This window comes from Xanthomonas sp. NCPPB 1132, assembly GCF_056629235.1.
Map to the genome: position 1 here is coordinate 2,188,327 of NZ_CM152819.1, position 18,984 is coordinate 2,207,310.

General features: G+C 70.3%; 16 protein-coding genes and 1 tRNA gene. 9 read left to right on the forward strand and 8 right to left on the reverse strand.

The window, feature by feature from the left end:
• The first annotated feature begins 51 nt into the window (after positions 1-51).
• From AC1G9L_RS09260 to AC1G9L_RS09270, 3 genes are all read left to right on the forward strand, one after another.
• Positions 52-1,455 (forward strand): S8 family serine peptidase, encoded by a 1,404-nt coding sequence (locus AC1G9L_RS09260; RefSeq protein WP_019802223.1) that lies wholly within the window; start codon positions 52-54, stop codon positions 1,453-1,455.
• Positions 1,456-1,646: 191 nt separating this feature from the next.
• Positions 1,647-2,669: an IS5 family transposase gene (locus AC1G9L_RS09265; RefSeq protein WP_019798968.1), complete on the forward strand. Its 1,023-nt coding sequence runs from the start codon at positions 1,647-1,649 to the stop codon at positions 2,667-2,669.
• 615 nt (positions 2,670-3,284) lie between these two features.
• On the forward strand, positions 3,285-5,765 hold the full coding sequence (locus AC1G9L_RS09270; protein WP_019799622.1) for a S8 family serine peptidase: 2,481 nt from the start codon (positions 3,285-3,287) through the stop codon (positions 5,763-5,765).
• Between the two features lie 214 nt (positions 5,766-5,979).
• Here AC1G9L_RS09270 and AC1G9L_RS09275 read toward each other — a convergent pair whose 3' ends face one another.
• From AC1G9L_RS09275 to AC1G9L_RS09295, 5 genes are all read right to left on the reverse strand, one after another.
• A complete protein-coding gene (locus AC1G9L_RS09275) occupies positions 5,980-6,978 on the reverse strand; it encodes an HlyD family secretion protein (protein ID WP_420009568.1) in 999 nt (332 codons plus the stop codon).
• An 8-nt stretch (positions 6,979-6,986) separates the two neighbouring features.
• Positions 6,987-7,193 carry a DUF1656 domain-containing protein gene (locus AC1G9L_RS09280; RefSeq protein ID WP_017916033.1) on the reverse strand — a complete coding sequence of 69 codons (207 nt, stop codon included), beginning with the start codon at positions 7,191-7,193 and terminating at the stop codon, positions 6,987-6,989.
• Positions 7,177-9,351, reverse strand: a complete 2,175-nt coding sequence (locus AC1G9L_RS09285; RefSeq protein WP_481070803.1) for an FUSC family protein — start codon at positions 9,349-9,351, stop codon at positions 7,177-7,179. The genes AC1G9L_RS09280 and AC1G9L_RS09285 overlap by 17 nt, the downstream gene beginning before the upstream one ends.
• Positions 9,348-9,845, reverse strand: a complete 498-nt coding sequence (locus AC1G9L_RS09290) for a MarR family winged helix-turn-helix transcriptional regulator (RefSeq protein WP_019799679.1) — start codon at positions 9,843-9,845, stop codon at positions 9,348-9,350. Before AC1G9L_RS09290 ends, AC1G9L_RS09285 begins: the two co-directional genes overlap by 4 nt.
• A 280-nt stretch (positions 9,846-10,125) precedes the next feature.
• Complete coding sequence (locus AC1G9L_RS09295) at positions 10,126-10,602, reverse strand: LEA/WHy family protein (RefSeq protein WP_481070805.1); 477 nt, start codon at positions 10,600-10,602, stop codon at positions 10,126-10,128.
• Between the two features lie 327 nt (positions 10,603-10,929).
• Between AC1G9L_RS09295 and AC1G9L_RS09300 the strand changes: the two genes are divergently transcribed.
• From AC1G9L_RS09300 to AC1G9L_RS09310, 3 genes are all read left to right on the forward strand, one after another.
• A tRNA-Phe gene (locus AC1G9L_RS09300) sits at positions 10,930-11,005 on the forward strand.
• A 380-nt stretch (positions 11,006-11,385) separates the two neighbouring features.
• Positions 11,386-11,598, forward strand: a complete 213-nt coding sequence (locus tag AC1G9L_RS09305; protein ID WP_244667186.1) for a hypothetical protein — start codon at positions 11,386-11,388, stop codon at positions 11,596-11,598.
• 96 nt (positions 11,599-11,694) lie between these two features.
• Positions 11,695-12,240 carry a lipocalin family protein gene (locus AC1G9L_RS09310; protein WP_019799682.1) on the forward strand — a complete coding sequence of 182 codons (546 nt, stop codon included), beginning with the start codon at positions 11,695-11,697 and terminating at the stop codon, positions 12,238-12,240.
• An 82-nt stretch (positions 12,241-12,322) separates the two neighbouring features.
• On the opposite strand, the gene AC1G9L_RS09315 is transcribed toward AC1G9L_RS09310, so the two are convergent.
• The 3 genes from AC1G9L_RS09315 to queG are packed head-to-tail and all read right to left on the reverse strand — an operon-like array spanning position 12,323 to position 15,211.
• Positions 12,323-12,709 (reverse strand): hypothetical protein, encoded by a 387-nt coding sequence (locus AC1G9L_RS09315; RefSeq protein WP_019799683.1) that lies wholly within the window; start codon positions 12,707-12,709, stop codon positions 12,323-12,325.
• A gap of 28 nt (positions 12,710-12,737) precedes the next feature.
• Positions 12,738-14,078, reverse strand: a complete 1,341-nt coding sequence (gene xseA / locus AC1G9L_RS09320) for an exodeoxyribonuclease VII large subunit (protein ID WP_481070807.1) — start codon at positions 14,076-14,078, stop codon at positions 12,738-12,740.
• 26 nt (positions 14,079-14,104) lie between these two features.
• Positions 14,105-15,211: a tRNA epoxyqueuosine(34) reductase QueG gene (gene queG / locus AC1G9L_RS09325; RefSeq protein WP_019801634.1), complete on the reverse strand. Its 1,107-nt coding sequence runs from the start codon at positions 15,209-15,211 to the stop codon at positions 14,105-14,107.
• A 23-nt stretch (positions 15,212-15,234) separates the two neighbouring features.
• Between queG and AC1G9L_RS09330 the strand changes: the two genes are divergently transcribed.
• From AC1G9L_RS09330 to AC1G9L_RS09340, 3 genes are all read left to right on the forward strand, one after another.
• On the forward strand, positions 15,235-16,722 hold the full coding sequence (locus AC1G9L_RS09330; RefSeq protein ID WP_481070808.1) for an NAD(P)H-hydrate dehydratase: 1,488 nt from the start codon (positions 15,235-15,237) through the stop codon (positions 16,720-16,722).
• On the forward strand, positions 16,716-17,201 hold the full coding sequence (gene tsaE, locus AC1G9L_RS09335) for a tRNA (adenosine(37)-N6)-threonylcarbamoyltransferase complex ATPase subunit type 1 TsaE (protein ID WP_481071082.1): 486 nt from the start codon (positions 16,716-16,718) through the stop codon (positions 17,199-17,201). Before AC1G9L_RS09330 ends, tsaE begins: the two co-directional genes overlap by 7 nt.
• Before the next feature lie 80 nt (positions 17,202-17,281).
• Positions 17,282-18,853, forward strand: a complete 1,572-nt coding sequence (locus AC1G9L_RS09340) for an N-acetylmuramoyl-L-alanine amidase (RefSeq protein WP_481070809.1) — start codon at positions 17,282-17,284, stop codon at positions 18,851-18,853.
• Positions 18,854-18,984: the final 131 nt, after the last annotated feature.

The following is an 18,984-nucleotide window of genomic DNA, read 5'->3' on the forward strand; positions in this document are numbered from 1 at the left end:
GTCAGGCTGCAGTCACCGGCCCGTCCCGGGCCCACTCACCGGAGATTCCAGATGCCCATCCGTCGTCCCGCTCTCGCCATCGGCATTTGCGCCGTCCTCGCCAGCGGTATCCTGGCCGGCGGCAAGGCCGAAGCCGCCGCGCATCTGGACAGCCTGCTGGAGTCCAAGCTGGCTAATGCGCCGCTGACCGATGAGCTGCAGATCGTCATCACCTACAAGCAATCCAAGCCGGTGTCGGCGGCGCAGCTGACCGCGCTGAAGGCGCTGGGCATCACCCGCGGCGTCAGCATGCAGACCCTGCCGATCGCCGGCGCGCTGGCCACGCCCGAAGAGATCCTGGCGCTGGCCGAGCGCGACGACGTCGCCTCGATCTACTACAACGCGCCGCTGCGCTACTTCAACCAGGACGCGCGCGAGGCGACCGGCGTCGACCGCGCGCAGAGCAATCCGGGCGATTTCGGGCGCACCGTGCCGTACACCGGTCGCGGCGTCGGCGTGCTGATCAACGACTCGGGCATTGACGCCACCCATCGCGACCTGGCCTACGGCGACCGCGTGGTGCAGAACGTGCTGGCCAACACCAACCTGCACAATCTGAATTCGATGCTGCCGGTCACCTACGTGGAAGGCGTGCCGAACACCGACGCCGGCTCCGGCCATGGCACCCACTGCGCCGGCACGGTCGGCGGCAGCGGCGCGCAGTCCGGCGGCAAGTACCGCGGCGTGGCGACCGGCGCCAGCCTGGTCGGTTACGGCTCCAGCGGCGTGCTGCTGGTGCTGGACGCGGTGGGCGGCCTGGACTACGCGGCCTCGCACCAGAACAGCTTCAAGGATCCGATCCGCGTCGTCAGCAACTCCTGGGGCACGTCCGGCAAGTTCGATCCGGCCGATCCGGTCAACGTGGCCACCTACGAGCTGTACAAGCGCGGCATCGTCAGCGTGTTCGCTGCCGGCAACGACGGTCCCAAGGAAGACACCCACAACCCGTACGCACAGGCGCCTTGGGTGATCTCGGTCGCCGCCGGCAACGTCGACGGCACGCTGGCCGACTTCTCCTCGCGCGGCAAGGCCGGCGAGCGCGATACCTTCACCACCGCCGACGGCAAGAGCTGGACCCACATCAACGAGCCCAGCATCACCGCGCCGGGCGTGGACATCATCTCCACCCGCGCCTCCACCGGCCTGCTGCCGCCGCTGGCGGCACAGAAGGACGAGAAGCTGATCGCGCCGGCGCAGCTGCCGTTCTACACCACCATGAGCGGCACCTCGATGGCCACGCCGCATGTGGCGGGTGTGGTGGCGCTGGTGCTGGAGGCCAATCCGAACCTGACCCCGGACCAGGTCAAGGACCTGATCGAGCGCACGGCCACGCCGATGGCGGGGCGCGCCTCCTGGGAAGTTGGCGCCGGCTACCTCAACGCCTACTCGGCGCTGCGCGAGGCCAGCAAGAAGTGACCGGATCGGGTGGACGCCAGCGTCCGCCCGATCCGCCGCAAGCGCAGTCGACCGCCGTGTCGGTGCTTGCGATGCAGTCCGGACGCCGCCGTTCTTCGACGAAATGAAGCGCCGTCCGATCGACTGATGGGCACCTCTAAAAACCCCACCTTTGGCATCATTGGTCTGGAGAACACGCCGAGGACGCCACGATGATCAGCCTGTTTGCCGGCCACGAACGCGAAGCCAAGCGGCAGCAGATCGGCGATCCTCTGGCTCTGCTGTCACGGCATATCGACTTTGCCGGGATTGCTCACGCCGTAGACGCGAAGCTGTCCTTGGGTACCGGCAAGCGCGGCGGCCGTCCGGCTTGGCCGACGCAGATGATGATCAAGCTGCTGCTGTTGCAGCAGTTGTACAACCTCTCCGACGATGCGCTGGAGTATCAGGTGCTGGATCGGCGCAGCTTCCAGCAATTCCTTGGACTGGAACACAGCGGCAAGGTGCCCGACGCCAAGACGATCTGGGTGTGGCGCGAACGGCTCAAGACCAAGGATCTGATGGGCGACATCAGCACGGCGATCGGTGAGCAATTGCAACGTGCTGGGTTCATTGCCCGCGGCGGTCAGATCATCGACGCCAGCATCGTCAGCGCTCCGATCCAGCGCAACACGCGCGAGGAGAACGCGCAGATCAAGCAGGGCGATGACGTCGGCCAGGACTGGAGTGATGCCAAGCGTGCGCAGAAAGACGTGCAGGCACGCTGGACCAGGAAGCATGGGGTGACGTTCTACGGCTACAAGCTGCACGCCAGCACGGACCGCCGCTGGGGTTTCATCCGCCGCTACGACGTGAGCGCGGCCAACGTGCACGACAGCCGCCACTTCGAGCAGGTGCTGGACCCGGACAACACCGGCCGCACGGTATGGGCCGATAGCGGGTATGCCGATGCAGCGCGAGAAGCAGACCTGAAAAAGCGTGGTTACCGCCCCGCGATCCAACATCAAGGGCAGGCACGCAAGCCCTTGAGCGAGGCAGCAAAGCGCCGGAACCGTCGCATTGCCAAGGATCGGGTGTTCGGCGAGCACCCGTTTGCGCGCTTGGCCCAACAAGGCGGCAAGTTCGTACGCTGCATCGGCTTGGCGCGGGCAAAGGTGGTGATCGGGCTGAAGGTCGCCAGCCATAACGTGATGCGGCTGGCACGGCTACAGGAGCGGGCCATGGTGCCGGCGTGATCGGCTGAGGTGGCCGAGCGGCCACCTCAGCCTCCCAACCACCACGATCAGGCGCCGCTCTGGTGCCGTTGCGACAGATGCTGCCCCTGGCTCCAGGTCGTGGCAGGTTGTTCGAGGTGCCCTGATGTCGTTGACGTTTTCGCGGTTGCCTTCGATCACGCCGTCGCCGTTCGGCGGCGTGGTCGGCAGCCACCGCGATCCCCCGTGCTGGACGTGCGGGGTTCCACCGCTCCCCGGAATGGCGTCCGGGAATCGGAACGGGCCCCGCACGTCCCGCATCCCGTTCGGCCGCACCGCGCGCCGAATGCGCCGGATCGGGCGCGCCGCTGCCGCTGCCGCACCCTGTCGTTGCCGCATGTCGGCGCCTTCTGCCTGCAATGCACTCTGTTGCCGTTCCAGCCGCGGTGTTCGCTGGATCGAGCGGCACGCCCCGGCGCCGACTGTCGCGCGCGGCGACAGGGGAGCGCACCTTCATTCCGTGGTAGTTGCATGCGTCGCGGCTGAGTGTTTCCACCCGGCCGGCCTGGGTGCGATACCGGATTGGCCGCGCCTCGGCGCGCCCCGCACGCTGCGGCGACCGCCCGTTCCGGGCTTCGACGATCCGGAGACTCCGCAATGTCCATTCGCCGTCCCGTTCTTGCCATCGGTATCTGCGCCGTCCTTGCCGGCGGCACCTTCGTCGGTGGCGACGCCGTGGCCGCCGCGCATCTCGACCAGTTGCTGGAGGCCAAGCTCGCCGCGGCGCCTGCGGCAGACGAGCTGCAGATCGTGATCACCTACGATCAGACCGGGCCGGTGTCGGCCTCGCAGCTCACCGCGCTGCATGCGCTGGGCATCACCCGCGGGATCACCATGCGCACGCTGCCGATCGCCGGCGCGCTGGCCACGCCGGCCGAGATCCGTGCGCTGGCGCAGCGCGACGACGTCGCCTCGATCTACTACAACGCGCCGCTGCGCTACTTCAACAAGGAAGCGCGCGAACTGACCGGCGTGGACCGCGCGCAGGGCAATCCCGGCGATTTCGGCCGCGCGCTGCCGTACAGCGGCCGCGGCGTCGGGGTGATGATCAACGACTCCGGCATCGATGCCACCCATCGCGATCTCGCCTACGGTACCCGCGTCGTGCAGAACGTGCTGGGCACCACCAACCTGGCCAACGTCGACGCGATGCTACCGATCACCTATGCGGAAGGCGTGCCCAACACCGACCTCGGCTCCGGCCATGGCACCCATTGCGCCGGCACCGTCGGCGGCACCGGTGCGCAGTCCAACGGCGCCTACCGTGGCGTGGCGACCGGCGCCAGCCTGGTCGGCTACGGATCCGGCGCGGTGCTGCTGATCCTGGACGCGGTCGGCGGCCTGGACTATGCCGCCACGCACCAGTTCAGCTTCAAGGATCCGATCCGCGTCACCAGCAATTCCTGGGGCTCGTCGGGCAAGTTCGATCCGCAGAACCCGGTCAACGTCGCCACCTATGAACTGTACAAGCGCGGCATCGTCAGCGTGTTCGCCGCCGGCAACGACGGCCCCAACGAGGACACGCACAATCCGTACGCGCAGGCGCCGTGGGTGATCTCGGTGGCCGCTGGCGAGAAGGACGGCACGCTGGCCGACTTCTCCTCGCGCGGCAAGCGCGGCGAGGGCGGCAGCTTCACCATGGCCGACGGCAAGACCTGGACCTATCTCAACGAGCCGACGATCACCGCGCCCGGCGTGGATATCGTGTCCACCCGCGATTCCACCGGCGCGCTGCCGCCGCTGGCTGCGGACAAGGACAGCAAGCTGATCGCGCCGGCGCAACTGCCGTTCTACACCACCATGAGCGGCACCTCGATGGCCACCCCGCACGTGGCCGGCATCGTCGCGCTGCTGCTGGAGGCCAACCCGGACCTGACCCCGGACCAGGTCAAGGATCTGCTCGAACGCACCGCCACCAACATCCCCGGGCGCACGTACTGGGAGGCGGGTGCCGGTTACGTGAACGCTTATGCCGCGCTGCTGGAAGCGAGCAAGCAGCGCAGCGGCTTCGGCAAGACGGTCAATTCCCTGCATCCGTTCTACAGCAACGCGCTGGTGCTGCCCGGCGGCAGCCGGCCGTTCGAGGTGGCGTTCTCGCCGGTGGGCACGCCGCAGACCCAGTCGTTCACCGTCGGCAAGGACGTCGCCTGGGTCAGCGCCAAGGCCACCATCGACGCCAACACCCAGGCATTGGTGCTGACCGATCCGGACGGCGTCAGCCACGGCTCGCCGGTGGCGCTGCCGTTGCTGGGCAGCACGGTCAGCGTCGGCGCGCCGGGCAAGCCGGGCACCTGGACCATCAGCGTGCGCGGCATCGGCTCGATCAGTGGTGTCCCGGTTGCTCCGAAGGGCAGCAATGGCCTGGCAGCCCCGGGCACGGTGCGCGGCACCCTGGATTTCCTGCTCAGCGGCGGCTACACCGGCCTCAACGACGTCGCCAGCGGCGACCGCGATCGCGGCGCGGTGGAGTACGCGGTCGCCAACCGCTTGATGGATGGCTATGCCGATGGGTTGTTCCGTCCGCAGAATCCGCTCAAGCGCGCGGAGTTGGCGCGCTATCTGGTGATGGGCGCCGGCGTGCGTCAGGCGCTGCCGGCCGCGCCCAGTTTCAGCGGGCTTGGCCGCAACGACCCGGCCTATCCGTTCGCCGAGGCGGCGGTGGGCAAGGGCGGGGCGCTGCGCGACCTGCAGCAGAACCAGGCAGCGGTGCTGGGGCTGGTCGCCGGCGATTTCCGCCCCAACGACGCGGTCAGCAAACTGCAGTTGGCGTATTCGCTGGTGCAGACGCTGGGCCTGCAGACGCAGGCGCTGGCCTTCGACGGCACGCTGTCGGTGAGTTACAACAACCAGCGCCTGCCGATCGAGGACGTGGCGGCGATCCCGAGCAACCTGCGCGGCTACGTGCAGCTGGCGCTGGATGCCGGCATCCTCAACGCGCGCTTCGCGGTGACCCAGGGGCCGCAGGACCTGCAGCCGACCCTGCATGCCTACTTCGATCCGGGCAGCACGGTGTCGCGCAGCGGCTACGCGGTGATCGCGGGACGCTTCCTCGGCGTCAATCGGCAGGCCCAGGACTGAGGGCAGGTCGCTGCAACGACGGCACGCGCGCAGGTGCAAGGCCTGCGCCGTGCCTTGGTGCCGTTGCTGCGGATCCTCGGTGTCGGCATCCTGGTAACGCGTTGCCGCCACCGCTTCGCGGGATCCATCGTTGCAGCGGTAGGGGCGGCTTCAGCCGCGATGGGCGTTGCCGAGCAAGCCCGTCGCGGCTGAAGCCGCTCCTGCAGACGCCGCATCACTCCTGCCGCGGATGCACGCTGACCGTGGCGGTCATGCCCGCAGCGAGCAGGGTGCCCTGCGGCACGCTGGCCGGATCGATGCGGATGCGCACCGGCACGCGCTGCGCCAGGCGGATCCAGTTGAAAGTGGGGCTGACGTCGGCCAGCAGCGAGGTGCCGGTCGGGTTGTCGCTGTCGGCGATGCCGCGGGCGATGCCCTCTACCTGGCCGTGCAGCATCAGCCCGCCGCTCATCAGGCGGATGTCGGCGCGATCGCCGACGTGCACCCGCGGCAGCTTGGTTTCCTCGAAATAGCCGTAGACCCACATCGCATCGTCGCGCACCAGCGCCAGGCGTGCACCGCCGGCCTGGGCGTAGTCGCCCACGCGGACTTCCAGGTTGGTGATGTAGCCGTCGGCGGTGGCGCGGACCTGGGTGCGCTGCAGATCCAGCTCGGCCAGATCGAGCGCGGCCTGCGCCTGTTCCACCGAGGCGACGGCCTGCGCCTGCGCCGCGGTGGCCTGGCCGCGCAGCGCCGCGCTGCGGTGCACGTCGGCCTGTGCCGAACGCGCGGTGGCTTCGGCATCCGAGCGCGCCTCGGCGGAGATCACCGCAGCGGCGCGCGCGCGCCGTTCGGCCTGGGCGCGGCGCATCTGGAACTCGGCTTCGCTGGCCGCCTGGGTGGCCGCCGCCGCCGACAGGCTGGCGCCGGCCGCACGCGCCTGCGCCTGCGCGACCGCGAGGTTGGCGCGGGCCTTTTCCAGGGCCAGCTCATAGCGCTTGCGGTCCACGCTGAACAACAGGTCGCCGCGCTTGACGTGCTGGTTGTCGCGTACCGCCACGCCATCGACCAGGCCGGAGACGTCGGGTGCGATGCGCACGACTTCCGCGCGCACGCGGCCGTCGCGGGTCCAGGGCGAGAGCATGTAATGGCGCCACAGCGCATGCGCCAGCAGGGCGGCGACCAGCACCACGATGGCGGTCAGGGCGAAACGGATCAGGGCAGGGGTCTTCATGGCGGGACTCAGGGCAAAAGGAGCAGGCCGAGCGCGGCGAACGCGCCGACGTAGATGGCCAGACGGAACAGGGAGGGGTGCCAGGCGTAGCGGTACAGGCCGGCGCGGCCGGCGACCGCGTCCAGCGCCCAGGCGACCAGCAGCAGGGCCAGGCCCAGCACCAGCAGGCCGGGCACGTACACCCCGGCGATCGAGAGTTCAGCGGGCAGCAGCATCGTCGGCTCCTGGCGTGGTGGTGGTCGGCGCAGGCGTATCGGCCAGCGCGGCGAGAACGGAATCGGCGTCGAGCAGCGCGCCGCGCAGCAGCAACAGGTGCTCGCGGGTGGGCTTCCAGCGCAGCGGCACCGCGCCCTCCACCTGGCTGGCGACCAGCGCGGCCTCCACCCGCTGCAGGGCCTGGCGGTGCCGTTGCGGGCCGGGGTCGAGATACAGGTCGGCCAGCGCCTGCACGGCGGCGTCCACCGCGGTGGCCAGTGCCGGCGACAGCGTGCCTTCGGCGGCGTCGCGGCGCAGTTCGACCAGGGTGCGCCCGGTTTCGTGCACCGACAGCGCCCAGCCGAGCAGGTCGCGCAGTTCGTCGCTGCCCGGCGGGGTGTGCGCCACGATCTGCTGGAACAGGTCGCGGTTGACGCTCTCCAGGCGCAGCGCCAGCCCCGGCAGCGGCGCACGCGCGGCCAGCGTGGTCTGCCGCCGCAGCCGCTCCAGCAGGCGCCGGCGCTGCCAGCGGGTGCCGATCACCGGCGGTACGAACACGAACGTCGCGCTCACCGCCAGCGTTCCCAGCAGCAGCGGCACCACGCTGTTGAAGGTGGCTGCGGCGTTGAAGGTGGGCGTGGGCTGGACCGCCAGGATCGACACGAAGGCCAGGTTGGCGCCGGTGGCGAAGCCGTACAGCGCCGGTTTCGAGGCCAGGTACAGGGTCACCAGCAGGAACGGCAAGGTGCCGGCGACGAACAGGCCGTAGCCGTCCATCTGCGGCAGCACCAGCAACTGGCAGACCACGCCCAGCGCGATGCCGAACACGAACCCATTGAACAGCGAGCGCGCGGCGGCCGGTGCATTGGCGCTGGACGACAGGATCGCGCTCAGCGCCACCGCCTGGAACACCGCCGTGGCGCCGCTGATCCAGCCGGCCTGGATCCACAGCCAGCACATCGTCGCCACCAGCAGCGCGCTGCGCAGCGCGGTCAGCGCCGCCGCAGCGTAGTCGTTGCCGCGCACGAACACCGCGGTATCGCCACTGCCGTCCTGCGGCGTGCGCCACTGCTGCGGCGCGACCAGGGTCGCCTCGGTGGCCACGTAGTCGCGCAGGTCGGCGAAGAACCGCTGCAGCAGCGACACGCCGGTGTCGAAGCCTTCGTGCTGCGCGGCGGGCATCGCTGCACGCGCCGCGGCCGCCCGCGTCGCCAGCGCATCGCGGCACGCGGCCAGCTTGCGCGCGGTCGCGGCGGCGCCCTCGCGTCCGCCGCGGTCGCTGAGCGCGGCCTTGAGCGGCCGGTAAAGGCCGATCAGGGCCTCGGCCACGTTGCCATCGCCGCTGCGCAGCAGCCGGTTGATGTAGTGGTGCAACGCCTGGAAGCTGGTCGACACCGCCATGAAGCGCTGGTTGAGCAGGCGCAGGCGGCCGCTGCGCGCCCGCGCCTCCGGATCCTCGAACACCACCGAGCTGCGCAGGTCCTCGATGGTCACCGCGTCGCGCACGAAGCGCAGGTGCGCCTGCTCCATCGCCTCGCGCGGCAACTGGCCGCCGGTGGCGTCGCGGACGAAGTCCAGAAAGCCGTCGGAGGCGCGGCGCACGGTGTCGCGCAGGGTCTGGCGCAGCCGGCTGGGGAACACCACGTCGCTGACGATGCCGGTCACCAGCAGGCCCAGCACCACTTCGGTCACCCGCGCCACCACCAGGTTGAACACGTTCTGCGGCTGGTTCACCGCCGGCAGCGCGATCAGCGCCACCGTGTAGCCGGACAGCACGAAGGCGTAGGCCTTGAAGTTGCGGTACAGCAGCGCCCCACCGGTGCAGGCGCCGATCCACAGCGACAGCACCAGCACGAACAGCACCGGCTCCTGCGGGAACAGCGCCACCATCGTCAGCGCGGCGACGCTGCCGATCAGCGTGCCCAGTATCCGGTAGAAGCCCTTGGCGAAGACCATGCCGGTCTGCCGGTGCATCACCACCACCACCGTGATCATCGCGGTCATCGGCGACGCCAGGTCCAGGCGCAGCGCGATCCAGCCGGCCAGATAGATCGACAGCAGGGTGCGCAGCACGAACAGCCAGGCCTCGCCTTCGCCGCGCAAGGCGTCGGCCAGCAGCGTGCGCAGGCCGGGTGCGGCGTCGGCAGCGGCGGTCGCGTTGGGCTGCGGCATGCTCATGCCGCGTCCTCGACGCCGCGCAACAAGGCCTTCAGCAGCGTCTGCAACTGCGCCATCGCCGCCGGATCCAGGTGTCGCACATAGGCGTCGAGCTGGGCGCACAGGGCCGGGATCAACGCGTCGATCAGGCGCTCGCCGGCGTCGGTCAGGCGCAGCAGCAGCATGCGCCGGTCCTCGGCACTGGGCGTGCGCTGGATCAGGCCCTTGTCGACCAGTTGCGTGGTGAGGCGGGTGATGTTGGCGGACTTCTCGCCGGCCGCGTCGCCGAGCTGGGACGGGTTCAAGGTCCCGTCCGGGCTGGCGTCGATCATCATCAGGACGTTGTATTCGGCATAGCTCAGGCCGTAGGGCCGCAACACCTCGTTGCTCTGGTCCAGGCTCAGCTTGTGCAGCAGCTTGATCAGCCGCAGCAGCAGCGCGGCTTCACGCGGGAAGGGCGGATGCTTGCGCGCGGTCACGTCCAGGCGCTGCTCGGTGGCGGCAAAGCGACTCATGGCCGGCTCGGGATCTTATACATATGTAGATAATACATTTATGTATTAATTTTGCGGTAATCCCGGCTGAACGAGGTGGGTGCAAGACAGGGGATGGGAAACGCGCACGCGCGGGCGGGCACCGACGTGGCCGTGCGCCAGCGTGCCAAAGAAAAGGTCGAGGACGCGCCTGGATAAGGTGAAGCCCAGGTCGACGCGCAGGCGTGCTGTGCCCCCGAAGCCGGGGGGCGGCGCGTTCGAGACAGGTGGGGCCGGGTGGCGCCTCAGCGCCACCGTGTGGTCAACGCAGCACGCCGTCCAGGCCGGGCGCCGGCGAGAGCATGTTGCGGGCGTCGATGTCGAAGCTGCGCTGCTTCTTGTCCTCGGGCGTGGCGGCGATGCTGCCCTTGAGGGTGTACTCCAGGCTGCGGCGGCCGGCCAGGGCATCGGCGATGGCCATGCGCGCGCTGGAACTGGGGCGAAGCGCGACGCTCACCACATCCGCCGTCTCCGGGCCGATCGAGATGCCGGGAGCCGCCTGCAGGGTGCCGGCCGCTTCGCCGCCCACCCCCAGGTCCAGGCGCAGGCTGTCGTAGCGCATCGGGATGCTGCTGTAGTTCTGCAGGCGCAGGTCCACCTTCCAGCTGCCGTCCATGTTGACCGTCAGTTGCTGCACGCTGGCGGCCGGGTCGGACACCCGCCGCACCATGCCGTCGCTGCAGGCGCCGAGCAACGCGGTGCACAACACAAGCAAGCCGAGGCGGAGCGGGTGACGCATGAGCGCAATCCATGGAGGGGAAGACCGGCGAAGACTACACCACGCCCCGGTATGCGATGGTGGCGCAGCGATGGCAGGCCCGGAGTGCCGCAGGGCGCCTGCCCCCTGAGCGGTCCTCGGCGATCCGGCTGGCGGCCATCACCGTGCGTCCCTGCCGTGCGCCAGCCGGATGCCGAGGACGCGCTCAGCATCGCCGGTGCAGGATTCGGGCGCCGTCGGTGCGCGCCGCGACGATGGGTAGGAAAATTCTGCAACATTGCGCTTGCCCAATTCCGATCGCCTCGCTATGATGCGCGTCCTCGCACCGGTCCTGCCGCGTTGCGCAGTGGCCGAGTAGCTCAGTTGGTAGAGCAGGGGATTGAAAATCCCCGTGTCGGCGGTTCGATTCCGTCCTCGGCCACCATTCATATCAAGGCTCTACAGCGATGTAGGGCCTTTCTTTTTTCGGGCTTGCGCCGGTTCTGGAGCATGCCGCGTGGCGCGCCGGCGCATGGTGTCTGCAGCGCCTCGTCTCGGGCAGGTACCGACCTCCGCGCTATGCAGATTTCCGCATTCGTGATGCCTGCCCGAGGGCGTAAAGGACCGATTCCGCGTGAAGAAGGCGTGTCCACGCTTGTAGACAAACATACCCAGCTCACGGTTTTTCGGGATCTTCCGCTCAATCAATGACGCTGCCTGTCGTAATCATAGGCACGGGCGATCGGGGGGGGACTGCCAGTGACCAGCGGATTCGGACGGAGATGGAGCGGCGCGGCGCTGCTGTGGGTGCTGGCTGGCGCGGCCATGGCGGCCCCCGCCGAGCAGGGGGAGCATGCGGGCGAGCAGGGCGGTCCCGGCGCCGATGCGCCTTACATCGAGCAGGTCGGCTCCGAGTGCGTCATGGTCAACACCTATGTGCAGCGGCACGACGGCGTGGTCGAGCGCGTGGTGCTGCGCGAGCCGGTGCAATGTGCCGGCCAGCCTGACCAGCGCGGCATGGCCGATCTGAGCCACTGACCGTTCACGCCTTCGCCGCCGGCGTTCCGCGCCGCGCTTTACTTCGCTGCGCAGCTCCTGCATAAGCTGCTGTTTCCCGTCCATCGGAACCTGCGCATGCGTCTTTCGCCGATCGCGCTGCTGTTGCTGGCGTGCCTGTTGTGCCTCGCACCGCCGCTGCGTGCCGCGCAGCCGGTCAGTTCGGTCGCCGCGTTCGATCTCGGCCGCTATGCCGGGCAGTGGCACGAGATCGCGCACTTGCCGGTCTCCTTCCAGAAGAAATGCGTCGGCGACGTCACCGCGGCCTATGTACTGCGCGACGACGGCCAGGTCGGCGTGCGCAACGCGTGTCGCACCGCCGACGGCTCCACCCTCGCAGCCGAGGGCGTGGCACGTCGGGTGGAGGGCCATCCCGGGCGGCTGCAGGTGCGCTTCGCGCCGGATTGGCTGTCCTGGCTGCCGATGGTGTGGGCCGACTACTGGGTGATCGCGCTCGATCCGGATTATCAGTGGGCGCTGATCGGCGAACCGGGACGCAAGTACCTGTGGGTGCTGTCGCGCTCGCCGCGCATGCAGCGCAGCGTGTTCGAGGCGATCAAGGCCAAGGCGGTGGCGATGGGCTACGACCTCGACCCGCTGCTGGTGGTCGCGCCGTTGGAGTGAGCGGCGCTGATCGGTGGCGCATCGCGCAACTGGGGCCAGTACGTTCTGGGGCAGGGGCGACGGACGCCTGGGGCGATCGGCCTCAGCCGGGAAACGCCGCCAATGCGGTGGCCAGCAGTGTCGCGCTGTCGCCGTCGCGCAGCGCCTGCAGGGCGCCGCGGCCGTCGGCCAGGCGCATCTCCCGCAACCACTGCGACAGCGTCGCCAGACCGCTGCCGCAGCCGTTCCAGGCCACGCAGATGGTGTCGCCGACATTGTGCAGGTCGGCGTGGTTCAGATGCTCCAGGGTGCCGTCATGCGCCAGCCAGGCGAGTGCCCGTTGCGCATCCTCCGGGGCGCCATAGGCAGCGCCGTCGATCAGCGACAACAGGTCGCTGTTGCCGGCGCGTTGCCCGGCCCGACGTCGTTCGGCGCGGCGCATGCCGTGCAGGATCGCCTTGATCCTGTCGTCGTGGAGGCTGTCGGTCATGCGCGTGGGGGCCAGGTGGGCAGCGGCATCATTCTTCGCGCTCGGCACGCAGTTGCAGTTCGCCGTCTGCCAGGCGCGCGCGCAGCCGATCGCCGGGCGCCACCTGGGCGGCCGAGCGCACCACGCTGCCGTCGTCGACGCGGGTCAGGATGCTGTAGCCGCGCGCGACGGTGGCCAGCGGGCTGACCGTCTCCAGGGCGCGCGCCAGCGCGCGCAGGCGCTGCGCATCGGCCTGCAGTTGCCGCGTCATCGCCGCCTGCGGACGCCGCCCCAGCGCCAGCAGCCGCACCCGCAGCATCGCCAGCCGCCGTTGCGGCTGTGCGGCGCGCAGCACCGCGGCGGCATGGCGCAACTGCGCATGGCGGCGCTCCTGTTGCTGCCGCCACACCGCCGCCAGCCGCCGTCCGATCTCGTGCTGGCGGCGCTGCAGCAGTTGCAGGCGCATTTGTGGACTCTGCGCCTGCAGGCGCAGCAAGGCGCGGTCGGCGCGTTGCTGCGCTTGCCGCAGCCGGTGCTGCTGCCAGCGCAGCAGCGCGGCGTGCTGGGCACGCAGGCGCGCGCCGAGATCGCGCTGGTCGGGCACCAGCAATTCGGCGGCGACCGACGGGGTGGGCGCGCGCAGGTCGGCGGCGAAATCGGCCAGGGTCACGTCGGTCTCGTGGCCGACCGCCGACACCACCGGCGTGACCGCGGCAGCGATCGTGCGTGCCAGGTGTTCGTCGTTGAACGCCCACAGGTCCTCCAGCGAGCCGCCGCCGCGGGTCAGCAGGATCGCGTCGTAGCGGCCGCTGGCGTCGGCCTGGCGCAACAACGTGGCGATCTGCGTCGCGGCGCTGTCGCCCTGGACCAGGCTCGGCAGGATGTCCACCTGCAGCAGCGGCATGCGCCGTCCGAGCACGCTCAGCACATCGCGCACGGCGGCGCCGCTGGGCGAGGTGACGACCGCCAGGCGCCGCACGAAGCCGGGCAGGGCGCGCTTGCGCTCGCTGGCGAACAGGCCCTCGGCGGCGAGCCGCGCCTTGAGCTCCTCGAACGCGCGGCGCAGCGCGCCTTCGCCGGCTTCCTCCAGATGGTCCAGCACCAGTTGGTAGTCGCCGCGCGCTTCGTACAGGGTCAGGCGCCCGCGCGCCAGCACCCGCAGGCCTTCGCGCGGCACGAACCGCAGCCATTGGCTCTTGGGCTTGAACATCGCGCAGCGCACCTGCGCGCGCGCGTCCTTCAGGGTGAAGTACAGGTGGCCGGACGAGGGCCGGGTGACATTGCCCAGTTCGCCCTCCACCCAGGCCAGCGGGAAGGCGCTCTCCAGCAGGTCGCGGGCCAGCGTGTTGAGCTGGCTGGGGCTGAGGATCTGGTCGGCGCGATCGGACATGCGGGCAGTGCAGGGCGTACGGACGCCTATCCTCGCACGTCGGCAGCTGCGGCTGGCTGCGTCGACTTGGCTGCGTGCCGGGCCAGCGCCCACTGCACGTGCTCGCGCACCAGCGGCGAAGGATGCTGCGCGCGCGCGCCGAGCGCGGCCAGCACCTGCGGCGTGGTCGGCGCGTTGCCCAGCGCTACGGCGATATTGCGCAGCCAGCGTTCGTGGCCGCTGCGGCGGATCGCGCTGCCTTCGGTGCGGCGCAGGAACTCGTCTTCCTCCCAGGCGAACAACTGCGCCAGCGACGCCTTGTCCAGGTCGTTGCGCGCGCGGAAGTCCGGCTCGTCGCTGCGCTTGGCGAACTTGTTCCAGGGGCAGATCAGCTGGCAGTCGTCGCAGCCGAAGATGCGGTTGCCGATCGCCGGGCGCAGTTCCTCGGGAATCGCGCCGTCGTGCTCGATCGTGAGGTAGGCGATGCAGCGGCGCGCATCGAGCCGGTACGGCGCGACGATCGCCTGGGTCGGGCAGACGTCGATGCAGCGCGTGCAGGTACCGCAGTGGGCGCTGGCCGGCGGGTCGATCGGCAGCGGCAGGTCGACGTAGATCTCGCCGAGGAAGAACCAGGAACCGCCGTTGCGGTCGATCAGGCAGGTGTGCTTGCCGATCCAGCCCAGGCCGGCGTCGCGCGCCAGGGCGCGTTCGAGCACCGGCGCCGAATCGACGAACACGCGGTGGCCGAACGGGCCGATCTCGTCCTGGATGCGCTCGGCCAGCTTCTGCAGGCGGTTGCGCATCAGCTTGTGGTAATCGCGTCCCAGCGCATAGCGTGCGACATAGGCGCGCTCGCCGTCGCGCAGCGTGTCCCAGGCCGAATCGTCATCGTTGCGGCCGTAGTCCAGGCCCACCGAGATCACCCGCAACGTGCCGGGGATCAGCTCCGCCGGGCGCGAGCGCTTGTCGCCGTGCTGGGCCATCCAGTGCATCGTGCCGTACAGGCCCTGTTGCAGCCAGTCGCGCAAATGCGCCTCGTCCTGCTGCAGTTCGATCCCGGCGATGCCGCAGCGCTGGAAGCCGAACGTGCGCGCCAGCGCGCGGATGCGCGCGGCCGCAGCGTGGGGATCGGCGATGTCGAGACGGGCGGACATCGCGCAAGTATAGAATCCCGTGCATGTACGACTGCTTCGATCTCTATGCCACCGCGGACGCGCGCCGCATCGATGCGCAGGCCACCGCGCTGCTGGGCGGCGACGGCTACACGCTGATGCAGCGCGCCGGCCAGGCCGCCTGGCAGACGCTGCTGCAGCGCTGGCCGCAGGCGCAGCGCATCCTGGTGGCCTGCGGCAGCGGCAACAACGGTGGCGATGGCTACGTGCTGGCGCGGCTGGCGCATCGCGCCGGGCGCCAGGTGCGCGTGCTGCAGTTGCCCGGGCGCGGTCCGCAGTCGCCGCTGGCGCAGCGCGCCTGCACCGACTACATCGGCGTCGGCGGTCGCATCGAGGAGTTCGACGCGGCACTGGCGCAGGCCGACGTGGTGGTCGATGCGTTGCTCGGCATCGGCCTCAATCGCGCGCCGGACGCCGAACTGGCGGCGCTGCTCGGCGCGCTGGGCGGACTTGGCGCGCCGGTACTGGCGCTCGATGTGCCCAGCGGCGTGGACGCCGAAACCGGCAGCGTGCCCGGCGCGGTGTTGCCGGCGTCGCTGACGTTGCAGTTCATCGTCGCCCATGCCGGCCTGCATACCGGTGCGGCCTTGAACCATGTCGGCGAGCGCGCACTGGCGACGCTGGAGGTGCCGCCGGCTGCGTTCGCCGGTTGCGCGCCGCGCGCACAGGCCTGGACCGTCGGCGCCTTGCGCAGCCGTCTGGCGCCGCGCCGGCAGGACAGCCACAAGGGCGATTCCGGCCACGTGCTGTGCGTCGGCGGCAACCTCGGCAGCGGCGGGGCGGTGATGCTGAGCGCCGAGTCGGCCCTGCGCAGCGGCGCCGGTCTGGTCAGCGTCGCCACCCGTGGCGCGCACGTGGCGCCGCTGCTGGCGCGCTGTCCGGAGGCGATGGTGCATGCGATCGACGATGCAGGGACACTGGCGCCGTTGCTGCACAAGGCCAGTGTGGTCGCGCTCGGCCCCGGACTGGGCCAGGACGATTGGGCGCAGGCGCTGTGGCAGACGGTCCTGGCCGATTCGGACCGCGCGCTGATCCTGGACGCCGATGCACTGAACCTGCTTGCACAGGCGTCGCGGCCCGTCCCTCAGGCGGTACTGACCCCGCATCCGGGTGAGGCCGGGCGCCTGCTCGGCATTGCAACGTCAGAGGTGCAGCGCGATCGCTTCGCGGCCGCCGCGGCCTTGGCCGAGCGCTATCAGGCAGCGGTGGTGCTGAAGGGCGCCGGCAGCCTGGTCGCCGCGCCGGGGCAGGCGCCACGGGTGATCGCCGCCGGCAATCCTGGCATGGCGGTTGGCGGCATGGGCGATCTGTTGACCGGGGTGGTCGCGGCGCTGCGCGCGCAGGGCCTGTCGGCGTTCGAGGCGGCCGGCGTCGGCGCACTGCTGCATGCCGGCGCCGGCGATCGCGCGGCTGCCGCGGGCCAGCGCGGGCTGCTGCCGACCGATCTGTTGCCGGCGTTGCGGCGCCTGTCCAATCCGGAATCCGAATCATGAGCCTCATGTTGTTCCTGCCCGACAGCGACGCCACCGAACGTCTCGGTCGCGCGCTGGCCGCGACCCGCCCGACGCAGGCCTCGGTGCATCTGCACGGGGATCTGGGCGCCGGCAAATCGACTCTGGCGCGGGCGCTGCTGCGCGCGCTCGGCGTGCAGGGCGCGATCCGCAGCCCCACCTATACCTTGGTGGAGCGCTACCCGCTGGCCGATGGCGAAGCCTGGCATCTGGATCTGTACCGCATCGGCGCGGCCGGCGAGCTGGATTTCCTGGGGTTGGACGAGGGCGGGGCCACGCTGTGGCTGGTGGAATGGCCCGAACGCGGCGGCGACGTGCTGGCCCCGGCCGATCTGGACGTACGCCTGGCAGTGCGTGGCGATGGGCGCAGCGTCGCCCTGCAGGCGCGCACCGAGGCGGGCATCGCTTGGCTGGCCCGGGTGGGTAGACAGGCCGACTTGCAGGGACTTTTTGCCGGCTGACGCTAGAAAGTGAAGGCAGGTTATGGATTATTAAGGGAAAACCGCTTGCCTTTGACTCCCGGCGATGTTTGAATCGCGGTATGCGCCCGGGGACCCGTTTTTTCGCCAGTTTCGCCGCTGCCGCAGGCTGGTGCCTGGCGGCGCAGACGGCGTTTGCCGGACAGGTGCAGTCGGTCTCGCTCGACAACGGCGCCACCGGCACCCGCGCCGAGATCCGTCTGCAGGGCAGCGGTGGCTTCAGCACGCTGTCGCTGGCCAACCCCAACCGCTTGGTCGTCGATCTTCCCGATTCCTCCGCTGCCAAGGGCCTGAAGCTGCCGGCCGGCGGCGGCGTGGTGAGCGCGGTGCGGACCGGGCACCCGGTGCCGGGCACCTTGCGCATCGTCTTCGACCTGAGCAGCCAGGTGGTGGCGTTCAAGCCGCAGATGCAGACCATCGGCGGCAGTTCGGTGCTGGTGATCGAATGGCCGGGTGAAGCGCCAGCAGGCAAGGCGGTCGCCGTCGACGCGCCGACAGCCGCCACCCCGCTGCCCCAGGCCGCGCCGATGCCGGCGCCCAAGCCAGTGGATGCGCGCGCCGAAGCGGCACGCGCGACCGCGGCGCTGACCTCGTCGGTGGTGCAGCGTGCCAGCCAGCCGGCGCCGACCCCGGTGCCGCCGGCCGCGCCCACGCCTGCGCCCACCGTCGTTGCATCTGCGCCGAGCGTTGCGGCGGCGCCCGGCCATCCTGCGCCTGGCAGCGTGCCGTCGCCTGCGCCCGCGCCAGTCGCGCCGCCGGCGAACGCGCCCTCCGAGCGTGACGACGCGGACGACGACGCGGCGGTGGCCGCGGCCGCCGAAGCGCGCCCGGTGATGCCGAGCGCCGCGGCGCGAGTGAAGATGGCGCCGGGCATGCGCCCGCTGATCGTGGCCATCGATCCCGGCCACGGCGGGCAGGACCCGGGTGCCAGCGGCCCGAGCGGCAAGCACGAAAAGGACGTCACCCTGGCGATCGGTCGCGAGCTTGCCCGCCAGATCAACGCCACGCCGGGCATGAAGGCGTACATGACCCGCACCACAGACGTGTTCATTCCCCTGCCGATGCGCGCGCAGAAGGCGCGTGCGGCCAAGGCCGACATCTTCATCTCGATCCACGCCGACGCCGCCGAGAACCGCAGCGCCACCGGCTCCTCGGTCTACGTGCTGTCGACCAAGGGCGCGTCCTCGCAGCGCGCGCGCTGGCTGGCGGACAAGGAAAACGCCGCCGACCTGATCGGCGGCGTGCGCCTGCAGAAGACCGACAGCACCCTGGCCAACGTGTTGCTGGACCTGGCCCAGAGCGGGCACATGAAGGCCTCCGAAGACGCGGCCGGGCACGTGCTGGGCGGGCTGAAGCGGATCGGCAACAACCACAAGCCCGAGATCGAGCGCGCCAACTTCGCGGTGCTGCGCACGTCGGACATGCCGGCGATGCTGGTCGAGACCGCCTTCATCTCCAACCCGGACGAAGAGCGCCGGCTGACCGATCCGGCCTACCAGCGGCGCATCGCCGGCGCCGTGCTCGACGGCGTCAGCACCTTCTTCACCCGACAGCCGCCGCCGGGCACGCTGTTCGCCGCGCGCGCGCAGGCCGAGGCCGAAGCGGCCAGCACCGTGGCCGGCGGCAGCCGCTGAGGCGCTATCATTAACGGCTGATCCTCGATGACGGCGTCCGCGCCGCGAGCCGTGCCGATGTTCTTTGCATGCTGTCGTTTCCCTCCAGTCGCCAAGCCCCGTGCGCGTCTGCGCGTGCATGGAGCGAAGAC

Excerpts from the sequence above, each read along its gene's own strand:
- AC1G9L_RS09275 (WP_420009568.1), bottom strand. The coding sequence starts at position 6,978 with ATGAAGACCCCTGCCCTGATCCGTTTCGCCCTGACCGCCATCGTGGTG.
- AC1G9L_RS09340 (WP_481070809.1), top strand. The coding sequence starts at position 17,282 with ATGCGCCCGGGGACCCGTTTTTTCGCCAGTTTCGCCGCTGCCGCAGGC.
- AC1G9L_RS09265 (WP_019798968.1), top strand. The coding sequence starts at position 1,647 with ATGATCAGCCTGTTTGCCGGCCACGAACGCGAAGCCAAGCGGCAGCAG.
- AC1G9L_RS09330 (WP_481070808.1), top strand. The coding sequence starts at position 15,235 with ATGTACGACTGCTTCGATCTCTATGCCACCGCGGACGCGCGCCGCATC.
- AC1G9L_RS09305 (WP_244667186.1), top strand. The coding sequence starts at position 11,386 with ATGGCGGCCCCCGCCGAGCAGGGGGAGCATGCGGGCGAGCAGGGCGGT.
- xseA (WP_481070807.1), bottom strand. The coding sequence starts at position 14,078 with ATGTCCGATCGCGCCGACCAGATCCTCAGCCCCAGCCAGCTCAACACG.
- AC1G9L_RS09310 (WP_019799682.1), top strand. The coding sequence starts at position 11,695 with ATGCGTCTTTCGCCGATCGCGCTGCTGTTGCTGGCGTGCCTGTTGTGC.
- AC1G9L_RS09285 (WP_481070803.1), bottom strand. The coding sequence starts at position 9,351 with ATGAGCATGCCGCAGCCCAACGCGACCGCCGCTGCCGACGCCGCACCC.
- AC1G9L_RS09290 (WP_019799679.1), bottom strand. The coding sequence starts at position 9,845 with ATGAGTCGCTTTGCCGCCACCGAGCAGCGCCTGGACGTGACCGCGCGC.
- AC1G9L_RS09295 (WP_481070805.1), bottom strand. The coding sequence starts at position 10,602 with ATGCGTCACCCGCTCCGCCTCGGCTTGCTTGTGTTGTGCACCGCGTTG.
- AC1G9L_RS09260 (WP_019802223.1), top strand. The coding sequence starts at position 52 with ATGCCCATCCGTCGTCCCGCTCTCGCCATCGGCATTTGCGCCGTCCTC.
- AC1G9L_RS09270 (WP_019799622.1), top strand. The coding sequence starts at position 3,285 with ATGTCCATTCGCCGTCCCGTTCTTGCCATCGGTATCTGCGCCGTCCTT.
- AC1G9L_RS09315 (WP_019799683.1), bottom strand. The coding sequence starts at position 12,709 with ATGACCGACAGCCTCCACGACGACAGGATCAAGGCGATCCTGCACGGC.
- AC1G9L_RS09280 (WP_017916033.1), bottom strand. The coding sequence starts at position 7,193 with ATGCTGCTGCCCGCTGAACTCTCGATCGCCGGGGTGTACGTGCCCGGC.
- queG (WP_019801634.1), bottom strand. The coding sequence starts at position 15,211 with ATGTCCGCCCGTCTCGACATCGCCGATCCCCACGCTGCGGCCGCGCGC.